The organism is Ramlibacter rhizophilus (assembly GCF_004681965.1).
GTDB lineage: Bacteria > Pseudomonadota > Gammaproteobacteria > Burkholderiales > Burkholderiaceae_C > Ramlibacter > Ramlibacter rhizophilus.
Genome location: NZ_SMLL01000003.1, coordinates 432,058 through 451,838 on the forward strand (window position 1 = coordinate 432,058; position 19,781 = coordinate 451,838).

At 68.8% G+C, this 19,781-nt stretch carries 19 protein-coding genes; 12 read left to right on the plus strand and 7 right to left on the minus strand.

All coding sequences use genetic code 11. The annotated features are described in order from the left end of the window. Positions 1–67 precede the first annotated feature (67 nt). The 3 genes from purN (at position 68) to EZ242_RS08540 (ending at position 3,234) form a co-directional block, all read left to right on the plus strand. Complete coding sequence (gene purN / locus EZ242_RS08530; protein WP_135284711.1) at positions 68–649, plus strand: phosphoribosylglycinamide formyltransferase; 582 nt, start codon at positions 68–70, stop codon at positions 647–649. A gap of 13 nt (positions 650–662) precedes the next feature. Next, positions 663–1,919: an RsmB/NOP family class I SAM-dependent RNA methyltransferase gene (locus EZ242_RS08535; RefSeq protein WP_135284712.1), complete on the plus strand. Its 1,257-nt coding sequence runs from the start codon at positions 663–665 to the stop codon at positions 1,917–1,919. A 100-nt stretch (positions 1,920–2,019) separates the two neighbouring features. Continuing rightward, complete coding sequence (locus EZ242_RS08540; protein ID WP_135284713.1) at positions 2,020–3,234, plus strand: DesA family fatty acid desaturase; 1,215 nt, start codon at positions 2,020–2,022, stop codon at positions 3,232–3,234. A 136-nt stretch (positions 3,235–3,370) separates the two neighbouring features. Here EZ242_RS08540 and rpmG read toward each other — a convergent pair whose 3' ends face one another. From rpmG to trxB, 3 genes are all read right to left on the minus strand, one after another. Further along, positions 3,371–3,544, minus strand: coding sequence for a 50S ribosomal protein L33 (gene rpmG, locus EZ242_RS08545; RefSeq protein WP_135284714.1), 174 nt, complete (start codon positions 3,542–3,544; stop codon positions 3,371–3,373). A gap of 15 nt (positions 3,545–3,559) precedes the next feature. After that, complete coding sequence (gene rpmB / locus EZ242_RS08550) at positions 3,560–3,793, minus strand: 50S ribosomal protein L28 (RefSeq protein WP_135284715.1); 234 nt, start codon at positions 3,791–3,793, stop codon at positions 3,560–3,562. 170 nt (positions 3,794–3,963) lie between these two features. Further along, entirely contained in the window at positions 3,964–4,917 is a 954-nt protein-coding gene (gene trxB, locus EZ242_RS08555; protein WP_135284716.1) for a thioredoxin-disulfide reductase, read from the minus strand. Between the two features lie 164 nt (positions 4,918–5,081). On the opposite strand from trxB, the gene EZ242_RS08560 reads away from it, so the two are divergent. The 8 genes from EZ242_RS08560 to EZ242_RS08595 all read left to right on the plus strand — a co-directional run bounded on the left by EZ242_RS08560 (position 5,082) and on the right by EZ242_RS08595 (position 13,952). Continuing rightward, positions 5,082–5,756: a Crp/Fnr family transcriptional regulator gene (locus EZ242_RS08560; RefSeq protein ID WP_135284717.1), complete on the plus strand. Its 675-nt coding sequence runs from the start codon at positions 5,082–5,084 to the stop codon at positions 5,754–5,756. Positions 5,757–5,870: 114 nt separating this feature from the next. Then, positions 5,871–8,207, plus strand: coding sequence for a DNA translocase FtsK (locus EZ242_RS08565; protein WP_135284718.1), 2,337 nt, complete (start codon positions 5,871–5,873; stop codon positions 8,205–8,207). Between the two features lie 42 nt (positions 8,208–8,249). Continuing rightward, complete coding sequence (lolA, locus tag EZ242_RS08570; protein ID WP_205960621.1) at positions 8,250–8,900, plus strand: outer membrane lipoprotein periplasmic chaperone LolA; 651 nt, start codon at positions 8,250–8,252, stop codon at positions 8,898–8,900. A gap of 28 nt (positions 8,901–8,928) precedes the next feature. Beyond that, positions 8,929–10,236: a replication-associated recombination protein A gene (locus EZ242_RS08575; protein WP_135284719.1), complete on the plus strand. Its 1,308-nt coding sequence runs from the start codon at positions 8,929–8,931 to the stop codon at positions 10,234–10,236. 181 nt (positions 10,237–10,417) lie between these two features. Then, complete coding sequence (locus EZ242_RS08580) at positions 10,418–11,347, plus strand: branched-chain amino acid ABC transporter permease (RefSeq protein ID WP_135284720.1); 930 nt, start codon at positions 10,418–10,420, stop codon at positions 11,345–11,347. A gap of 15 nt (positions 11,348–11,362) precedes the next feature. Continuing rightward, on the plus strand, positions 11,363–12,454 hold the full coding sequence (locus tag EZ242_RS08585; protein ID WP_135284721.1) for an ABC transporter permease subunit: 1,092 nt from the start codon (positions 11,363–11,365) through the stop codon (positions 12,452–12,454). A 10-nt stretch (positions 12,455–12,464) separates the two neighbouring features. Next, complete coding sequence (locus EZ242_RS08590; protein WP_135284722.1) at positions 12,465–13,235, plus strand: ABC transporter ATP-binding protein; 771 nt, start codon at positions 12,465–12,467, stop codon at positions 13,233–13,235. Further along, positions 13,236–13,952 carry an ABC transporter ATP-binding protein gene (locus EZ242_RS08595; protein WP_135284723.1) on the plus strand — a complete coding sequence of 239 codons (717 nt, stop codon included), beginning with the start codon at positions 13,236–13,238 and terminating at the stop codon, positions 13,950–13,952. 85 nt (positions 13,953–14,037) lie between these two features. On the opposite strand, the gene EZ242_RS08600 is transcribed toward EZ242_RS08595, so the two are convergent. From EZ242_RS08600 to EZ242_RS08610, 3 genes are all read right to left on the minus strand, one after another. Continuing rightward, positions 14,038–14,646, minus strand: coding sequence for an outer membrane beta-barrel protein (locus EZ242_RS08600; protein ID WP_167784696.1), 609 nt, complete (start codon positions 14,644–14,646; stop codon positions 14,038–14,040). Positions 14,647–14,743: 97 nt separating this feature from the next. Next, positions 14,744–15,715, minus strand: coding sequence for a Bug family tripartite tricarboxylate transporter substrate binding protein (locus EZ242_RS08605; protein ID WP_135284725.1), 972 nt, complete (start codon positions 15,713–15,715; stop codon positions 14,744–14,746). 45 nt (positions 15,716–15,760) lie between these two features. Continuing rightward, the gene (locus EZ242_RS08610) at positions 15,761–16,843 is read right to left on the minus strand and encodes a CDP-6-deoxy-delta-3,4-glucoseen reductase (RefSeq protein ID WP_135284726.1); all 1,083 of its coding nucleotides are present in this window, start codon (positions 16,841–16,843) and stop codon (positions 15,761–15,763) included. Positions 16,844–16,889: 46 nt separating this feature from the next. Between EZ242_RS08610 and EZ242_RS08615 the strand changes: the two genes are divergently transcribed. Next, positions 16,890–17,822: an SDR family oxidoreductase gene (locus tag EZ242_RS08615; protein ID WP_135284727.1), complete on the plus strand. Its 933-nt coding sequence runs from the start codon at positions 16,890–16,892 to the stop codon at positions 17,820–17,822. Here EZ242_RS08615 and EZ242_RS08620 read toward each other — a convergent pair. Further along, positions 17,819–19,510 (minus strand): hypothetical protein, encoded by a 1,692-nt coding sequence (locus EZ242_RS08620; protein WP_135284728.1) that lies wholly within the window; start codon positions 19,508–19,510, stop codon positions 17,819–17,821. The two genes, EZ242_RS08615 and EZ242_RS08620, sit on opposite strands and share 4 nt — an antisense overlap. Positions 19,511–19,781: the final 271 nt, after the last annotated feature.

The following is a 19,781-nucleotide window of genomic DNA, read 5'->3' on the forward strand; positions in this document are numbered from 1 at the left end:
TAGCACGGTCGTGCAAATCCGCATGTCCGCGGAGCGACAAATGCCGCTTGGGATAATCCCGGGTTCCATGAAGAACATCGTGATCCTGATCTCCGGCGGCGGCTCCAACATGGCGGCCATCGTGCGCGCCGCCCGCAGGGAGCAATGGCAGGAGCGCTTCGGCGCCCGGGTGGCTGCCGTGATCAGCAACCGGGCGGACGCCGGCGGCCTCGTCTTCGCGCGCGAGCAGGGCATCGCCGCGGAGGTGGTGGACCACAAGCGCCACGATTCGCGCGAGGCCTTCGAGGCCGAGCTAGCCGAGGCCATCGACCGCCACCGGCCGGCGCTGGTGGTGCTGGCCGGCTTCATGCGCATCCTCACGCCCGGCTTCGTCGCACGTTACGCGGGACGCCTGCTGAACATCCACCCCTCGCTGCTGCCGGCCTTTCCCGGCCTGCACACGCACCAGCGGGCGCTGGACGCGGGCTGCCAGGTGGCGGGGGCCACCGTGCACCAGGTGACCGCCGAGCTCGACCACGGTCCCATCCTGGAGCAGGCCGTGGTGCCGGTGCTGCCCGGCGATACGGCGCAGACCCTGGCCACGCGCGTGCTCACCCAGGAGCACCTGATCTACCCGCGCGCCATCGCAAGCCTGCTGCAGTCCGCCTGAAGAACCCGAATCCATGCACCCCAAAGCCCTGCTGGACGCCTGCGCCGAACTCGTCGGCCAGGTCCTCAAGCTCGACCACCCCGCCGATGCGGTGGTGTCGCGCTATTTCCGCGAGCACCGCAGCCTGGGCCCGCGCGAGCGCGCCACCCTGGCCGAGACGGCCTACGCGGTGCTGCGGCGCAAGCTCCTGTACGACCACTTCGCGCCCTCGGGCACCGGCCCGCGCGAGCGGCGCATGGCCATCCTCGGCTTCGCCGGCCCGCGCGATTTCCTCAAGAGCGCGCTCAGCGACGCGGAGCGCCGCTGGCTGGACCAGTGCGACGCGGTGGTGCCGGCCGATCTCCTGGAGCGGCACCGCCACAACCTGCCCGAGTGGCTGGTGGCGTCCCTGAAGGCACAGGTGGGAGCGGAGTTCATGGCCCTGGCCGAGAGCCTCAACCGGCCCGCGCCGCTGGACCTGCGGGTGAACACGCTGCAGGCGCGCCGCGAGGACGTGGCACGCGAGCTGGCCCAGGCGGGCATTGCGAGCGAGCCCACGCCCTGGTCGCCCTGGGGCCTGCGTCTGGCGGATAAGCCGGCCCTCACGAAGCTGGACGCGTTCACGCGCGGCGCGATCGAGGTGCAGGACGAAGGCTCTCAGCTGCTGTGCGCCATGGTGGACGCCCGGCGCGGCGAGATGGTGGTCGATTTCTGCGCCGGCGCCGGCGGCAAGACGCTGGCCCTGGGCGCCGCCATGCGCAATACCGGCCGGCTCTATGCCTTCGACGTGTCCGCGCATCGGCTGGACGCGCTCAAGCCCCGGCTGGCCCGCAGCGGCCTGTCCAACGTCCACCCCGCGGCCATCGCGCACGAGCGCGACGAGCGCATCAAGCGCCTGGCCGGCAAGATCGACCGGGTGATCGTCGACGCACCGTGTTCGGGCCTGGGAACGCTGCGCCGCAATCCGGACCTCAAGTGGCGGCAGTCACCGCAGGCCGTGCAGGAAATGACGGCCAAGCAGATGGCCATCCTCAGCAGCGCCGCACGCCTGCTCAAGCCCGGCGGGCGGCTGGTGTATGCCACCTGCAGCCTGGTGCGGGAGGAGAACGAAGCCATCGCCGAGGCGTTTTCGGCTCAGCAGCCTGGCTTCGAGGTGTTGCCGGCAGTGCAGGCGCTGGCGCCCCTCAAGCTCGCGGACGCGGCGCAGCTGTGCAGCGGTGACCACCTGCGGCTGTGGCCGCATCGGCATGAAACGGACGGATTCTTCGCCGCCGCCTGGGTCCGTAGCTGACTTTTGTAGTCATTTGCCCTGATTCTCATCCTCGACTTGAACCCCGCGCCCTAGAATCGCTCTCACCTCTAACGTTCCAATTCGGGGTTCCCCTTCCACTATGTTTCTTCCTGACTGGGCTGTGCTGAACGCAGCCATCGACCTCCTGGCCCATGGTCTGCTGGACCTGAGCTGGTGGCAGATCGTGCTGTACACGCTCGTGACCACGCACATCACCATTGCCAGCGTCACCATCTTCCTGCACCGCACCCAGGCGCACCGGGCCATGGACCTGGGGCGCATCCCCTCGCACTTCTTCCGCTTCTGGCTGTGGCTCGGCACGGGCATGGTCACCAAGGAATGGGTCGCTATCCACCGCAAGCACCACGCCAAGTGCGAGACCGAGGACGATCCGCACAGCCCGCAGACGCGCGGCATCGAGACCGTGCTGTGGCGCGGCGCCGAGCTGTACCGCGAGGAGGCCAAGAACAAGGAAACGATGGCCAAGTTCGGCCACGGCACCCCGGACGACTGGATCGAGCGCAACCTCTACACGCGCTTCAGCTGGCAGGGCGTGGGCCTGATGCTGATCCTGAACGTCGCGCTCTTCGGCGCCATCGGCCTGACGGTCTGGGCCGTGCAGATGCTGTGGATCCCGATCACCGCGGCCGGCGTGATCAACGGCATCGGCCACTACTGGGGCTATCGCAACTTCGAGGCGCCGGACGCCAGCACCAACATCGTTCCCTGGGGCGTGCTGATCGGCGGCGAGGAACTGCACAACAACCACCACACCTACCCCACGGCGGCCAAGTTCTCCGTGAAGAAGTACGAGTTCGACATCGGTTGGGTCTACATCAGCCTGATGCAGAAGATCGGCTGGGCCAAGGTCAAGAAGGTGCCGCCCAAGCTGCGCCTGGGCGCCGTGCGCCCGGTGGCGGACGAAAAGACCCTGGAAGCCTTGATCGCGCACCGCTACGAGGTCATGGCCCAGTACGGCCGCGAGCTGCGGCGTGCCTGCAAGGACGAGATTGCCGTGCTCAAGGCGCGGGGCCACGACCTGGGAACGCTCAAGGGCGCGCGCCGCTGGGTGCACCGCGACGCCGACCGCGTGCCGGCCAGCTTCCGGCCCCAGGTGGCGCAGGCCCGCGAGGCGCACCCGGTCCTCGACAAGATGCTCACCATGCGCGAAGAGCTGCGCCAGATGTGGCTGAACACGCATGTCTCGCGCGAGCAGCTCGCCGCGGACCTGGCGGCCTGGTGTCGGCGCGCAGAGGAGAGCGGCATCGCGCGGCTGCAACAGTTCGCCGTGGGGCTGCGTTCCGCTCACGCCTGAGGCCACCCGCTTTCCGAAAAGCCCGGTTCGCCGGGCTTTTTTCTTGCCCGCGCGAACTGGCGCGCCATGAAAAAAGCCCCGCATTGCGGGGCTTCGTTTGTCGTGACCGGTCGGGCAACCCAGGTTGCCCGTGGAATCACTTCAGCTTGATTTCCTTGTACTCCACATGCTTGCGAGCCTTGGGGTCGAACTTCATGATCGACATCTTCTCGGGCATGGTCTTCTTGTTCTTGCTCGTGGTGTAGAAGTGGCCGGTGCCGGCCGTGGATTCGAGCTTGATCTTCTCGCGTCCGCCTTTGCTGCTTGCCATGTCGCTGCTCCTTGATTAGGCCTGGCCGCGGGCACGCAGGTCCGCCAGCACGCTGTCGATGCCGTTCTTGTCGATCAGGCGCAGTGCGGCGCTGGAGACGCGCAGGCGCACCCAGCGGTTCTCGCTCTCGACCCAGAAACGGCGGTATTGCAGGTTCGGAAGGAACCGGCGCTTGGTTTTGTTGTTGGCGTGGGAAACGTTGTTCCCGACCTTCGGGCCCTTGCCCGTGACTTCGCAGACGCGTGCCATGACGCACTCCAGCTTCGTAAAAACGGCGGTCACTGTCGTGAGCGCCTCACCTCGCCAGTAGGGTGGCGGTAACCCATTGCGGTATTGCCGCGGCAGGCCCAAAGGCGAGCCGGACTCGGCAAAGCCCACGATTATAGGCGCAAGCGCTCCCGGCCGCCGCGGCGCCCCGCTCAGCCGCCTTCCTGCTCCAGGAAGCGCTGCGCGTCCAGGGCCGCCATGCAGCCGGTGCCGGCGCTGGTGATGGCCTGCCGGTACACGTGGTCCTGCACGTCGCCGGCGGCGAACACGCCCGGCACGCTGGTCATGGTGGCGAAGCCGTTCAGGCCCGAGCGCGTGAGGATGTAGCCGTCCTTCATCTCGAGCTGGCCCTGGAAGATCTCGGTGTTGGGCGAGTGGCCGATGGCGATGAAGCAGCCCTGCAGCTTCAGGTCCTCGGTCTCGCCGGTCTGCGTGTCCTTCAAGCGTACGCCGGTGACCCCCACCTCGTCCCCCAGCACCTCGTCCAGGGTCTTGAACAGCTTGAGCTCGATCTTGCCGGCCTTGACCTTGTCCATGAGCTTGTCCACCAGGATGGGCTCGGCCCGGAACTTGTCGCGCCGGTGCACCAGGTACACCTTGCTCGCGATGTTGGACAGGTACAGCGCCTCTTCCACGGCGGTGTTGCCCCCGCCGATGACGCAGGTGACCTGCTCGCGATAGAAGAAGCCGTCGCAGGTGGCGCAGGCGCTCACGCCCTTGCCCATGTAGTGCTGCTCCGAGGGCAGGCCGAGGTAGCGTGCCGAAGCGCCGGTGGCGATGATGAGTGCGTCGCAGGTGTAGCGGCCGCTGTCGCCCACCAGCGAGAAGGGGCGCTTGCTGAAGTCGACCGCATTGATGTGGTCGAACACGATCTGCGTCTTGAAGCGCTCGGCATGTTCCTGGAAGCGCTGCATGAGCTCGGGGCCCTGCACGCCGTTCACGTCGGCCGGCCAGTTGTCCACCTCCGTGGTGGTCATGAGCTGGCCGCCCTGGGCGATGCCGGTGATGAGGAGCGGGTTGAGATTGGCGCGGGCGGCATAGACGGCGGCGGTGTAGCCGGCCGGGCCGGAGCCGAGGATCAGGACTTGGGCGTGTTGAGTGTTCATGTTGGCAAAACCACTGCGGCACTATTTCCGCGCGGTGTACATTTCGAGCCACGTCGGGCGAGTATCCACCGCGCACTGCAACGCGATGCTCGCCTGTTTCAATCGAAGCGATTGTAAGAACCCATGGCAGAGCACACTCCTCGTCCTGCCCAGGGAGGGATGAGATGTCGATGCTGTCCAACCTGGAGCTGATCCGCCGCGTTCCGCTGTTCGCGCTGCTCACGTCGGCCCAGGCCGAGTCCGTGGCCGACGCCGTGGTCAAGCGCCGCTTCAAGCGCGGCGAGGTGATCGTCGAGCAGGGCGACAAATCCAACACGCTGTTCATCATCCTCACGGGCCGGGCGCGCGTCATCACCGCGGACAAGCGCGGCCGCGAGGTGATCCTGGCCACGCTGCAGCCGGGTGACTACATCGGCGAGATGAGCCTCATCGATAACGAGGCGCATTCGGCCACGGTGCGTGCCGAGGTGCAGACGGACATGCTGTGCCTGGGCCGGGCCGAGTTCGCGCGCTGCCTGCCCGAGAACAGTTCCATGGCCTACGCGATCATGAAGGGCCTGGTGCAGCGGCTGCGCGCGGCCGACCGCAAGATCGAGTCGCTGGCCCTCATGGACGTGTACGGCCGCGTCGCGCGTGCGCTGCTGGAGTTCGCGGCGCCCGATCGTGAAGGGCTGATGAGCATTCGCGAGCGCATCTCGCGCCAGGACATCGCCAAGATGGTGGGGGCCTCGCGCGAGATGGTCAGCCGGGTCATGAAGGACCTGGAGGACCGCGGCTTCATCGAGACGCGGGAGGACGGCTCCATGCTGATCAAGGACCGCCTGAGCACCCTTGGCTGAAGAACCCTTGGAGCGGGGTCGCGCGGCCGCCACGGTCGACGGTCGAGCAGGCGCGTTTGTGGACTAGTATCTCGGCCAGTGCCCGGCGCCAGTCGGGCGGGTGCCGTCCTTCGAATGAGTTATTCCCTTTCCACGCTTCGTGGCGGCGCTGCCGCTGCGAACCGCGCCGCGGCGGCCAGCCGGTCGGGCCTGCGGCGCTTCACGCAGGAGTTCGGCCTGGTGCTGGGCGCCGTCGGCCTGCTGTTCTGGCTCATCGCGCTTTTGAGCTATTCCGCGCAAGACCCGGCCTTCTCGACCTCCGGCGCGGGTGCGCCGATCGCCAACTGGGGCGGCCGGCTCGGCGCCCTGTTCGCGGACGGAAGCTACTTCCTGCTGGGTTATTCCGTCTGGTGGTGCCTGGCCGCGGGCCTGCGGGCCTGGCTGTCGGCCCTGGCCACCTGGATGCGCGCGGATGGCAGCGGCATGGACCGGTCGAGTTTCTCGCGCTCGCGCACGGCCTTCTGGGCCGGGCTGCTGGTGCTGCTGGTGGCCAGTGCCGGGCTGGAATGGTCGCGGCTGTATCGCTTCGAGGGCAGCCTGCCTGATCACGCCGGCGGTGCGATCGGCTTCCTGGTCGGGCCGCCGGCCGTTCGCTGGCTGGGCTTCACCGGCTCGGGCCTGGTGTTCATCGCGCTGGTGGTCATCGCCGCGGCCCTGGTCTTCCGCTTCTCCTGGGGCCGCGTGGCCGAGGCCCTGGGCGCGCGCATCGACGGCTTCGTCAGCTCGCGGCGTGAGCGGCGCGAGATCGAGGAGGACCTGGCCCTCGGCCAGCGCGCCGCGCGCGAGCGCGAAGAGGGTTTGCTGGAGGAGCGCATCGAGATCGACGAGCAGCATCCCACGCCCGTGCTGATCGAGCCCGTGGTGGTCGCCGTGCCCAAGAGCGAGCGTGTCGCCAAGGAGCGGCAGAAGCCCTTGTTCCAGGAGTTGCCGGACAGCAAGCTGCCGCAGGTGGACCTGCTGGACGGACCGCAGGGCCGGCAGGAGACGGTGTCGTCCGACACGCTGGAGATGACCTCGCGGCTCATCGAGAAGAAGCTCAAGGACTTCGGCGTGGAGGTTCGGGTGGTGCTGGCGCAGCCCGGGCCGGTCATCACGCGCTACGAGATCGAGCCGGCCACGGGCGTGAAGGGCTCGCAGATCGTGAACCTGGCCAAGGACCTGGCGCGTTCGCTGTCGCTGGTGTCCATCCGGGTGATCGAGACTATTCCCGGCAAGAACTACATGGCGCTGGAACTGCCCAATGCCAAGCGCCAGTCCATCCGCCTGTCGGAGATCCTGGGCTCGCAGGTCTATCACGAGGCCAAGTCCATGCTCACCATGGGCCTGGGCAAGGACATCGTGGGCAATCCGGTGGTGGCCGACCTGGCCAAGATGCCGCACGTGCTGGTGGCCGGCACCACCGGTTCGGGCAAGTCGGTGGGTATCAACGCCATGATCCTCTCGCTCTTGTACAAGGCCGAGGCGCGGGACGTTCGCATCCTCATGATCGACCCCAAGATGCTGGAGATGTCGGTCTACGAAGGCATCCCGCACCTGCTGGCCCCGGTGGTCACCGACATGAAGCAGGCCGCCCACGGCCTGAACTGGTGCGTGGCGGAGATGGAGCGCCGCTACAAGCTCATGTCCAAGCTCGGCGTGCGCAACCTGGCCGGCTACAACGTGAAGATCGACGAGGCGGCGGCCAAGGAACAGTTCATCTACAACCCCTTCAGCCTCACGCCTGACAGCCCCGAGCCGCTGGAGCGCCTGCCGCACATCGTGGTGGTGATCGACGAACTGGCCGACCTCATGATGGTGGTGGGCAAGAAGATCGAGGAACTGATCGCCCGCCTGGCGCAGAAGGCGCGCGCCGCCGGCATCCATCTCATTCTGGCCACGCAGCGGCCCAGCGTGGACGTGATCACCGGCCTCATCAAGGCCAACATCCCCACGCGGATCGCCTTCCAGGTGTCCAGCAAGATCGACAGCCGCACCATCCTCGACCAGATGGGCGCCGAAAGCCTGCTGGGCATGGGCGACATGCTCTACATGGCCAGCGGCACGGGCCTGCCGGTGCGCGTGCACGGCGCCTTCGTGAGCGACGAGGAAGTGCACCGCGTGGTGGCCTACCTGAAGGAGCAGGGCGGCGAGCCGAACTACATCGAGGGCGTGCTCGAAGGCGGCACCGTCGATGACGAGGGCGGGCCCGGCCTGGATGGCGGCGACGGCGGCGAGAAGGACCCCATGTACGACCAGGCCGTGGAAGTCGTGCTGAAGAACCGCAAGGCCAGCATTTCCCTGGTTCAGCGGCACCTGAAGATCGGCTACAACCGCGCCGCCCGGCTCGTGGAGGACATGGAGAAGGCCGGCCTCGTCAGCGCCATGAACGGCCAAGGGCAGCGCGATATCCTGGTGCCCAGCCGGGCCGAGTAGCCTCGACGCGAACTCCTCGGTCCTTTCCGGACCCAAGCTGTCATGCCTCGACATTCATCCATCAAGAAAGTGCTCGCATCGCTGCTTCTGGCGGCGGCTTGCATGCCCGCCTTCGCCGACGGGCTCAAGAGCCTGGAAAACTTCCTGCGCGACGCCCGCAGCGGCCGCGCGGAGTTCACGCAGGTCGTGACCTCGCCGCCGCGCCAGGGCGAGGCCGCGCGCAGCAAGACCTCCCGGGGCACCTTCGAATTCCAGCGGCCCAGCCGCTTCCGCTTCGACTACACCAAGCCCTTCCCGCAGACCCTGGTGGCAGACGGCCAGACGCTCTGGATGCACGACCCCGACCTGAACCAGGTCACCGCGCGCAAGCAGGACCAGGTGCTGGCCGCCACGCCGGCCGCGATCATCGCCGCGGCGCCCGACCTGCAGGCCCTGCAGCGCGACTTCGAACTCAAGGCCGCACCGGCACAAGGCGGCCTGGAATGGGTGGAGGCGCGGCCGCGCCAGCGCGAAGGGCAGCTGGACCGCGTGCGGGTCGGCTTCCGCGGCGACCAGCTCGCGGCGCTGGAGATCCTGGACAGCTTCGGCCAGCGCTCTGTGATCAGCTTCGAGCGCATGGAGCTCAACCCGCCACTTGCGGCCCGGACCTTCCAGTTCACGCCGCCGCCGGGCGCGGACGTGATCCGCCAGTGACACCGGGGCGAGCGCCTACACTCGCCGCGTGAGCACCTCGTCCCGACACGCCTCGGCCCATCCCCCGCTGGCCGAGCGCCTGCGGCCCCGCGCCTTGTCCGAGGTCATCGGCCAGCAGCATTTGCTCGGCGATGGCATGCCGCTGCGCATCGCCTTCGAATCCGGCCAGCCGCACAGCTGCATCCTGTGGGGGCCGCCCGGGGTGGGCAAGACCACCATCGCGCGGCTCATGGCCGATGCCTTCGACGCGCAGTTCATCACCATCAGCGCCGTGCTGGGCGGCGTCAAGGACATCCGCGAGGCCGTGGAGCAGGCCCAGGCGGCCGCCTCGGGCCTGCAGGCGCAGCGCACCATCGTCTTCGTGGACGAGGTGCACCGCTTCAACAAGAGCCAGCAGGACGCCTTCCTGCCGCACGTCGAATCCGGCCTCTTCACCTTCATCGGCGCGACCACCGAGAACCCGTCCTTCGAGGTGAATTCGGCGCTGCTCTCGCGTGCGGCCGTGTACGTGCTGCAGCCGCTCACGGAAGACGACCTCAGGCAGCTCGTCGGGCGTGCGCAGGCGCTGGGTGCGGTGCCGGCGCTGGAGGACGCCGCGCTGCAGCGCCTGCTGGCCTATGCGGACGGCGACGCGCGCCGGCTTCTCAATACGCTGGAGACCTTGAGCGTGGCCGCGGGCTCGGCCCAGCTCGCGCAGATCACCGACGCCTGGCTGCTCAAGGTGCTGGGCGAGCGCATGCGGCGCTACGACAAGGGCGGCGAGCAGTTCTACGACACCATCAGCGCGCTGCACAAGAGCGTGCGCGGATCGGACCCGGATGCCTCGCTGTACTGGTTGGTGCGCATGCTCGATGGCGGAGCCGATCCGCGCTACATCGCGCGCCGCCTGGTGCGCATGGCCACCGAGGACATCGGCCTGGCCGATCCGCGGGCGCTGCGCCTGGCGCTGGACGCGGCCGAGGTGTACGAGCGCCTCGGAAGCCCCGAAGGCGAGCTGGCGCTGGCCGAGTGCGTGGTCTTCCTCGCCGTCGCGCCCAAGTCCAATGCGGTCTACAAGGCCTACAACCAGGTGCGAGCCCTCGTGAAGAAGGACGGCACGCGCCCCGTGCCCATGCATCTGCGCAACGCGCCCACGCAGCTCATGAAGGACCTCGACTACGGGCGCGGCTACCGCTACGCGCACGACGAGGAGGGCGGATACGCGGCCGGCGAGACCTACCTGCCCGAGGGCCTGGCGGGCATGCGCTTCTACGAGCCCGTGGAGCGCGGCCTGGAGCTGCGCATCGCGGAGAAGCTCCGGCAGCTTCGCGACCGCGACCGCGATCAGGGTGCGTGAACGGTCCGCGTCGCCCCGGCGTCATCGCCGAGGGAAAACCCCGGGCCCGTGACGCGGCCCGGCGCATAGCTCATCGCTAGAATTCCCCGCACCCCGAAACCCGCATGCTGGCGGGTTTTTTGCTAGTGCTCGGAGGGCGTTTACGAGACGCTCTCCCGGAACGACAACGAAGGAAGCGCGAATGGACATCCTGCTGCAGCAGATCATCAACGGTCTGGTCCTGGGCAGCATGTATGCCCTGGTGGCCCTGGGCTACACCATGGTGTACGGCATCATCAACCTGATCAACTTCGCGCACGGCGAGATCCTGATGGTGGGCGCGCTCACCAGCTGGGCGATCATCGTCGGCATGCAGGACGCGATGCCGGGCGCACCGGGCTGGCTGCTGCTGCTGATCGCCTTGCTCATCTCCTGCGTGGTTGCGGCCACCCTGAGCTTCACCATCGAGAAGGTCGCCTATCGGCCGCTTCGCAACAGCCCGCGCCTGGCACCGCTGATCACGGCCATCGGCATGTCCATCCTGCTGCAGACGCTGGCCATGATCATCTTCAAGCCGAACTACAAGCCCTATCCCTCGCTGCTGCCGGTCTCGCCCATCATGATCGGTGGCGCGGTCATCACCACCACGCAGATCCTGATCCTCGCCATGACGGCCATCTCGCTGGCCGTGCTCACCTACATCGTGAGCTACACGCGCCTGGGTCGGGCCATGCGCGCCACCGCGGAGAACCCGCGCGTGGCCGCCCTCATGGGCGTGCGGCCGGACACCGTGATCTCCGCCACCTTCATCATCGGCGCCGTGCTCGCCACGATTGCCGGCGTGATGTACGCCTCCAACTACGGCACGGTGCAGCACACCATGGGCTTCCTGCCGGGTCTCAAGGCCTTCACGGCGGCGGTGTTCGGCGGCATCGGCAACCTGCCGGGCGCCGTGGTCGGCGGCGTGCTGCTCGGGCTGATCGAGTCCATCGGCTCGGGCTACATCGGCGCCCTGACCGGGGGCGTGCTGGGCAGCCACTACAGCGACATCTTCGCCTTCGTGGTGCTGATCGTGATCCTCACCCTGCGGCCCTCCGGCCTGCTGGGCGAGCGCGTGGCCGACCGCGCCTGAGCCCGGAGGTCCGACATGCTGAACTTCAAGGACAACCGGCGCGCGCTGATCATCGGCGGCGTGCTGCTCCTGCTGCTGCCGCTCCTGCTGCAGTACATGGGCAACTTCTGGGTGCGCATCGCCGACACCGCGCTGCTCTACGTGCTGCTGGCCCTGGGCCTGAACATCGTGGTGGGCTATGCCGGCCTGCTGGACCTGGGCTACGTGGCCTTCTTCGCCATCGGCGCCTACATGTACGCGCTCCTGGCCTCGCCGCACCTGGCCGAGAACTTCGCCTGGTTCGCGCAGATGTTTCCCGACGGCCTGCATTCCTCCATCTGGCTGATCGTGCCGCTGGGGGCCTTGCTGGCCGGCCTGCTGGGGGTGCTGCTCGGGGCGCCCACACTGCGCCTTCGGGGCGACTACCTCGCCATCGTGACCCTGGGCTTCGGCGAGATCATCCGCGTGTTCCTGAACAACCTGGACCATCCCGTCAACATCACGAACGGTCCCAAGGGCATCGGCCAGATCGACTCCATCAGCCTCTTCGGCCTGAACCTCGGGCGGCGGCAGGACATCGGCGACTTCAGCATCTCCTCGGTCACGCTCTACTACTACCTCTTCCTGCTGCTGGTCGTCTTCAGCGTCATCATCTGCCACCGCCTGGAGCTCTCGCGCGTGGGCCGCGCCTGGATGGCCATCCGCGAGGACGAGATCGCGGCCAAGGCCATGGGCATCAACACCCGCAACATGAAGCTGCTGGCCTTCGGCATGGGCGCGACCTTCGGCGGCGTGGCCGGCGCCATGTTCTCCGCCTTCCAGGGCTTCGTCTCGCCCGAGTCCTTCGCGCTGATGGAGTCCATCATGATCGTGGCCATGGTGGTGCTGGGCGGCATCGGCCACCTGCCCGGGGTCATCCTGGGGGCGGTGCTGCTCTCGGCGCTGCCCGAGGTGCTGCGCTGGGTCTCGGGCGTGTTCGACCTGCAGGCGCTGACCGGCGGGCGGCTGGACCCGGCCATCCTGCGCCAGCTGCTGATCGCCCTGGCCATGATCGTCATCATGCTGATGCGACCGCGCGGCCTGTGGCCCTCGCCCGAGCACGGCAAGTCGCTGCAGGGCAGCCGCTGAGGGCACGACCATGACGCAAACCGTACTTCGCGTGGCCGGCATCTCAAAGCGCTTCGGCGGGCTGCAGGCGCTCTCCGACGTGGGCATGACCATCGAGCGGGGCCAGATCTACGGCCTCATCGGCCCCAATGGCGCGGGCAAGACCACCTTCTTCAACGTCATCACGGGACTCTACGCGCCCGACAGCGGCAGCTTCGAGCTCGCCGGCCAGCCCTACAAGCCCAGCGCCGTGCACGAGGTGGCCCGCTCGGGCATCGCGCGCACCTTCCAGAACATCCGCCTCTTCGCGGAGATGACGGCCCTGGAGAACGTGATGGTCGGCCGCCACGTGCGGACGGACTCCGGCGTGATCGGCGCCGTCCTGCGCACCCGCCGCTTCAAGGAGGAAGAGGCCGCCATCGCGCTGCGGGCGCGCGAGCTGCTGGACTACGTGGGCATCGGCCGCTACGCCGACTACAAGGCGCGCACGCTCTCCTATGGCGACCAGCGCCGCCTGGAGATCGCCCGGGCTCTCGCCACCGACCCGCAGCTCATCGCGCTGGACGAACCGGCCGCCGGCATGAACGCGACCGAGAAGGTGCAGCTGCGCGAGCTGATCGACCGCATCCGCAAGGACCAGCGCACCATCCTGCTGATCGAGCACGACGTGAAGCTGGTCATGGGCCTGTGCGATCGGGTCACGGTGCTGGACTACGGCAAGATCATCGCCGAGGGCACGCCGGCGGATGTGCAGCGTGACCCGGCCGTCATCGAGGCCTACCTCGGCACAGGGGGACATTGAGTGAGCGACATCCTGCTGCAGGTCAAGGGCCTGCAAGTGGCCTACGGCGGCATCCAGGCCGTCAAGGGCATCGACTTCGAGGTGCGCGAGGGCGAACTGGTCTCGCTGATCGGCTCCAACGGCGCCGGCAAGACCACCACCATGAAAGCCGTCACCGGCACGCTGCCGCTGGCCGGGGGCGAAATCTTCTACCTGGGCGAGAGCATCCGCGGCCAGGGCGCCTGGAACCTGGTGAAGAAGGGCCTGGCCATGGTGCCGGAAGGCCGCGGCGTGTTCACGCGCATGACCATCGTGGAGAACCTGCAGATGGGCGCGCACATCCGGCGCGACAAGGCCGGCATCGCCGCCGACGAGGAGAAGGTGTTCACCATCTTCCCGCGCCTGAAGGAACGGCGCGACCAGTTGGCCGGCACGCTATCGGGCGGCGAGCAGCAGATGCTGGCCATGGGCCGCGCGCTCATGAGCCGCCCGAAGGTGCTGCTGCTGGACGAACCCTCCATGGGCCTGGCGCCCATCATGGTGGACAAGATCTTCGAGGTGGTGCGAGAGGTGCACGCGCAGGGCGTCACCATCCTGCTCGTGGAGCAGAACGCCAGCCGCGCCCTGCAGATCGCCGATCGCGGCTACGTGATGGAGTCCGGCCTCATCAGCATGAGCGGCGAGGGCCGCGAGATGCTGGCCGACCCGCGCGTGCGCGCGGCCTACCTGGGCGAGTGAGCGGCGCGGCGCCGCACAAGGAAACGCCCACGGCACCGGTCGGCACCGTGGGCGGTCCTGCTCTTGCCGTTCCCTGAGCTTTATTTCAGTAGCGCCACTGCAGCCCCAGGCTCGCGGCGCGAACCGGGTCGCGGCCGCCATTGGCGAAGCGGAAGTCGTGGCTGTCCAGTTCCACCACGGCGGACAGGCGCGGCGAGAACTGCCAGCTCAAGCCGGCCCCGAAAGACATGCCGAAGCCGGTGGCCGAGCCGCCTTGCAGGCCCGAACCGGGCAGGCCCATGCTGGAAGTGTGGCTGTAGGTGGTGCCCACCTTGCCGTAGGCACTGAGCGATGCGGACAGCGGCATGCGGCCCACCACGCTCAGGCTGATGCCCTGGGCACGGGCGCTGCCGCCCTCGAAGCCGATGCGGCCGGTGTCCAGCAGGCCGACCTCGGCGCCCCAGTGCTCGCCCATGGCGCGGTTGTAGAGGCGCAGCGACCGCTCCCCCTCCTCGCAGCGCGGGAGCGTGCAGGCCAGGCCGTCGCTGAAGACGCCGAGGGACAGGCCGATGCCCTTGTGCGCGCCGGGCGGCTTGAGCGTGGCGGCGTTCACATCGGGATCCAGCGCCAGTGCCGGCGCCGACGCACCGCACAAGGCCAGGACGCAGGCGGCGCAACGAGCGCCATCGGACAGCCTTGGGAGTGCAGTCGTCACAACCGTCTTTCGTGTTGTTGATGCGAGCCCCCAATCTAGCGAACGGCAGACCTTGCCGCTATCGGAATCGCCCTACAGCCTTGTAGGACGAGCCGGGTCAGTCCACTTTCGCGCCCGAGGCCTTGACGACCTTCTCGTACTTGGCCAGCTCGAAGCGCATGAAGGCGCCGAAGGCGTCGGGCGTGGTCGGCACGGGTTCGGCCATGAGCTGGGCGAAGCGGGTCTTGACCTCCTGCGACTGCAGGGCGCTCACGAAGGCCTGGTTCAGGCGCTGGATGGCGTCGCGGGGCGTTCCGGCCGGCGCCACCAGGCCCCACCAGGTGTCGATGGCGAAGCCCTTGAGCGTGTCCGCCATGGGCGGGATCTCCGGCAGGTAGGGCGATCGCTGCAGCGTGGTCACGGCCAGGGCCTTGAGCTTGCCCGCGCGGATGTTGGGGGCGGCCGTGGCGAGGTTGTCGAAGTTGAAGTCCACCTGGCCCGCCAGCAGGGCGAGCTGCGCCGGGTTGCCACCGTTGTAGGGGATGTGTACGGCGAAGATGCCGGCGTCGCGCTTGAACATCTCGCCGGCCAGGTGCCCGGCGCTGCCGTTGCCGCCGCTGCCGTAGTTCAGGCGCGCGGGGTTGGCCTTGGCATAGGCGATCAGGTCGGCCAGCGAGTTGATCTTGAGGCGGTCCGCCGTCTCGGCGTTCATCACCAGCACGTTGGGCACGCGCACCATCTGCGTGACCGGCGCGAAGTCCTTGGCCGCGTCGTAGGGCATCTTGGAGAAGAGCCAGGGGTTGATGGCGTGCGTGGCGACGGCGGCGATGCCGACCGTCATGCCGTCGGGCGCGGCCTTGGCGATGGCGTCGGCGCCGATGTTGCCGCCGCCGCCCGGGCGGTTCTCGATGATCACGGTGCCCAGGCTGTCCTTGACGCGCTCGGCGAGCAGGCGGGCCGTGGTGTCGATCGGGCCGCCGGGGGCGTAGGGAACGATGATGCGGATCGGCCGGCCGGCGGTCTGGGCCAGGGTGGTCAGGGGCGCGGCCAGGGTGGCGGCGGACAGGAGGAGGGCGGTACGACGTTGCATGGGGGCGTATTGTGTCGTGCTCCCCGGCCTCTGTGAATTCGTTCCTCAGCCTAGGTGCTTGTCCGCTTCCGTGGTGAAGGCGTCGGCGAAGAACTCCTCGGGCGGCAGCTGCGCGAGCGCGGTGTAGTCGCTGCGCGCGGAGTCCACCACCACCGGCGCACCGCAGGCGTAGACCTGGTGGCCCGAGAGGTCCGGGACGTCCTCCAGCACCGCCTTGTGCACGAAGCCGGTGCGGCCGGTCCAGTTGTCCTCCGGCAGGGCGTGCGAGACCACGGGCACGTAGCGCAGGTTCGGCATCTCGGCGCAGCGCTGGCGCACCCACTCATGGAGGTACAGGTCGGCCGGGCGCCGGCCGCCCCAGTACAGAGTGGCGGGCCGCGTGATCCCCTTGGACTGCATGTGCTCGATGACGGCCTTGATCGGCGCGAAGCCCGTGCCCGAGGCCAGCAGGATCATGGGCTTGTCGGAGTCCTCGCGCAGGAAGAAGCTTCCGTAGGGCCCCTCCAGGCGGAGGATCTCCTTTTCCTTCATGGCGGTGAACACATGGTCGGTGAACTTGCCGCCGGGCATGTGGCGGATGTGGAGTTCGATCACCGGCACCGCGGGCGCACCGGCCTCGCTGCGCATCATCGTATGCGGCGCATTGGCCATGGAGTAGCTGCGGCGGTCGCCGTCGCGCAGGATGAACTCCACGTACTGGCCGGCGTGATAGCGCATCACGTCGTTGGCGGGCAGTTGCATGCGCACGATCATCACGTCGTGAGAGACCTTTTCCAGACCCTGCACGCGCGAGGGCATCTTGCGGATCGGGAAGGCGCTCTCGTCGGTGACCTGGCGCGACTCCAGCACCAGGTCGGTCTGCGCCGTGGCGCTGCAGGTCAGCACGTAGCCGGCCGCTTCCTCCTCGGCGTTGAGGGCCTTGCTCTGGTGCGCGCGGTGCGTCACGCTGCCTTCGAGCTTGCGGCACTTGCACGAGCCACAGGCGCCGTCCTTGCAGCCGTAGGGAAGCCCGACGCCCTGGCGGATGGCGGCCGCGAGGACCGTCTCGTCCGCCTCCACCTGGAAACTGCGGCCACTGGGCTGCACGGTCACCTGGAACGGGCCCGAAAGGGCCGTGGTGCTCGTCATCTTGGCTATCCTTACCTGTTTCATTGCTGCTGCGGGACCTGCGATTTTGCCGTCAAACCAAACGCCCCTCGGCGCGCTGCCGGCGCGCTTTCGCCGTGAGCGGCTCCTGATCGTCGGCTGCGGCGACGTGGGCCTGCGGGTCGCGCGTGCCGTGACATCCCGCCTCGGGCTGTTCGCGCTTACCTCCAGCGCAGAACGCGTGCCCCTGCTGCGTCAGCAGGGGCTGCGGCCGCTGGTGGGCGACCTGGACGATCCGGCGACCCTCGGCCGGCTCGCGGGACTGGCCACGCGGATCGTGCATCTGGCGCCGCCGCCTTCAGAGGCGCAGGCCCAATGGTGGCGTGATCCGCGCACCGCCGCCCTGGTGCGCACGCTCGCACGGCGCTCGCCACCGCAGGCGCTGGTCTATGGCTCGACCACCGGCGTCTATGGAGACTGCCAGGGCGAGCGGGTGGCCGAGACCCGCCCACCCGCGCCGCGCACCCCGCGGGCGCAGCGGCGCGTCGATGCGGAGGCGCTGCTGCGGCACTTCGGCCGCGCCCACGGCGTGCGCACCAGCGTGCTGCGCATCCCCGGCATCTACGCGCCCGACCGCCCCGGCGGCACGCCGCGCGAACGCCTGCAGCGTGGCCTGCCGGTCCTGCGTGCCGAGGATGACGTGTACACCAACCACATCCATGCCGACGACCTGGCGCGGGCGATCGTGGCGGCGCTCTGGCGCGGCCGCCCACAACGCATCTACAACGCGAGCGACGACACGGAACTCAAGATGGGCGACTACGTGGACCTCGCCGCCGATCTCTACGGCATGCCGCGCCCGCCGCGCCTGAGCCGCCGGGAGGCCGGCACGGCACTGTCCTTGAACGTGCTGAGCTTCATGGGCGAGTCCCGCCGCCTGGACAACGAGCGGCTCAAGCGCGAGCTGCGTTTCCGGCACGGGTACCCCACGGTGCAGGAGGGTCTGCGCGAGCGCGCCTAGTTCACGAATCCCGGCGTGACCGACCAGCCGGGCAGCGTCGAGGGCGCGAGCGGCGCAAGGGGCACGGGCGGCTGCGTGGTCGCGAGGGGTGCGAGGATGTCGCGTTCGAGCCGTTGCCGCAGCCGGGCGGCCAGCGTCGAGGAGCCGCCATCGAGCACCGCGTATTCCACCAGGGCGATGCGTTGCAGCACGTGCTGCACGACGTTGTAGCTCCCAGCCGGGCTGGCCTCGAGTTCACCCAGGATCATCCGGCTGGCCCGCTCGAACAGGTACTGCGCCAGCCGATCGTCCACGTAGCGCACGAGCTGCGGCCGCATCGAGCGCGGGAAGAGCGCCGCGCCATCGCGCATGAAGCGGTACCGCTCGCGCACGGTGGCCGCAATGTCCTCCAGCCAGGGCTGCAGGTCCGCCCGCAGGGAAGCGGGCTGCCAGATTTCGACCGGTGCCTCACGCATGAGGCGCAGGTCCAGCAGGCGCAGGAGTCCTTCGCGCAGGCGGACCCGCTCTGGCGCGAGGGTGAAGCGTCGGTCTGCCTCATCCCAGCGCAGGCCGCCACTCGCACGGGCCAGCTGCTCGGCCCGGCGCCTCAGCTGGGCGTGCTGCGATTCGGCATCCGCCCGCACCTGCTCGACCCCTCGCGGCCCGAGCAGCGCCACCTCGCCCATGTGCGACAGCAGGCGTTCGTAGTCGGCGCCGAGCGGCGGCACGGGCGAACGCAGCCAGGCATGGGGATCCTGCGCCAGGACCGCCTGCTGGCGGCCGATGGCCTGCGCGGCCGATGCCATCCGCGCCGCGCTGGGGCCGAGCCCGATGCGGCTGGACGACTCGAACAGCACTGCCGGCGCAAGCCGGGAGAGTTCGTCTTCGGCCCCGAGCAGCTCGTTGCCGGCGAACCACCGGGCGTGCAGGGCGACCATGGACTTGGTCGCGCTGCAGCGCACGGCCGCGCCCAGCCTTTCCCGCAGCGCTTCCAGCTCGGGGCCGGGCAGGGAGGCCTGCGACAGGAACATCGAGATGCTGCGCGAGGCCGAGCCGGACAGCTCAGCGCCCAGCGTGTAGCGCACCAGCAGGCGCATGTCGTCGGGGCGCGCCGAGCGGGAGTCCTGCAGGGCGACGAGCGAGTCCACCGCACGGTCGAGCTGACGAATCGCTTCGAGCTGCTGCGCGGCGGCGGCGAACTCGGGAAGATCGCCCAGCGCAGCCACCCGGCCCTGCGCGGCGGTGGGCAAGGCCGCCGCGCGGCAGTCGGCGCTGGCCTGGAGCATGCCGGAGCCAGGGTCCAGCGGCACGCCGGTGATCGTGGCCGTTCGGTTCTCCAGTTCGCGCCGGATGGTCTCCACCACCACATGACCGAAGGCGCGGTCGACAGTTGCGGCGGCACGCTCCTCCAGGTCGTCGATCCAGCGCCACGAGCCGGGCATGACCAGGGACCAGCTCGTGTCGGCCCGCAGGCGCTCCACGGCCGAGAGCAGAGCGAGCGCTCGCTTGCGGTACCACTGGGGATGCACCTGGTCCCGTTGGCGCACGCTCGCGCGCAGCAGCTCGTCGCTGCGAAGCTGGATGAGAACGCGAGTCAGCTCCTCCTGCCAGGCGTTCAGGCGAACGGCCGCCACGGCCAGCCCGCACGCCCAGGCCAGCAGCAGGGCTGCCAGGAGCACTCTCAGCGCCTGGTATCGGCTGAGGGTCATGGGTTGGCCAGCATCTCCCGCACCGGCCACGTGTGCCACCACCAGAGCATCTGGCTGACCGCGAGCAGGGCCAGGGCGACGACCCAGTACGGCCCCCATCGCCGCAGATGTCGCAGCAGGCGATCACGAGGGGGGCGGCGAGTGATCCGGGACATGAGGCGGGAAGCGGGGAGGCAAGTTCCTGAAGGCTTTCGAGGCTAGCGCCGGGTCAGCGCTGGCGCGTCGGCCACCGGCGACAGCCGGCGTGGGAGCCGGACTGCAGAAACCTCAT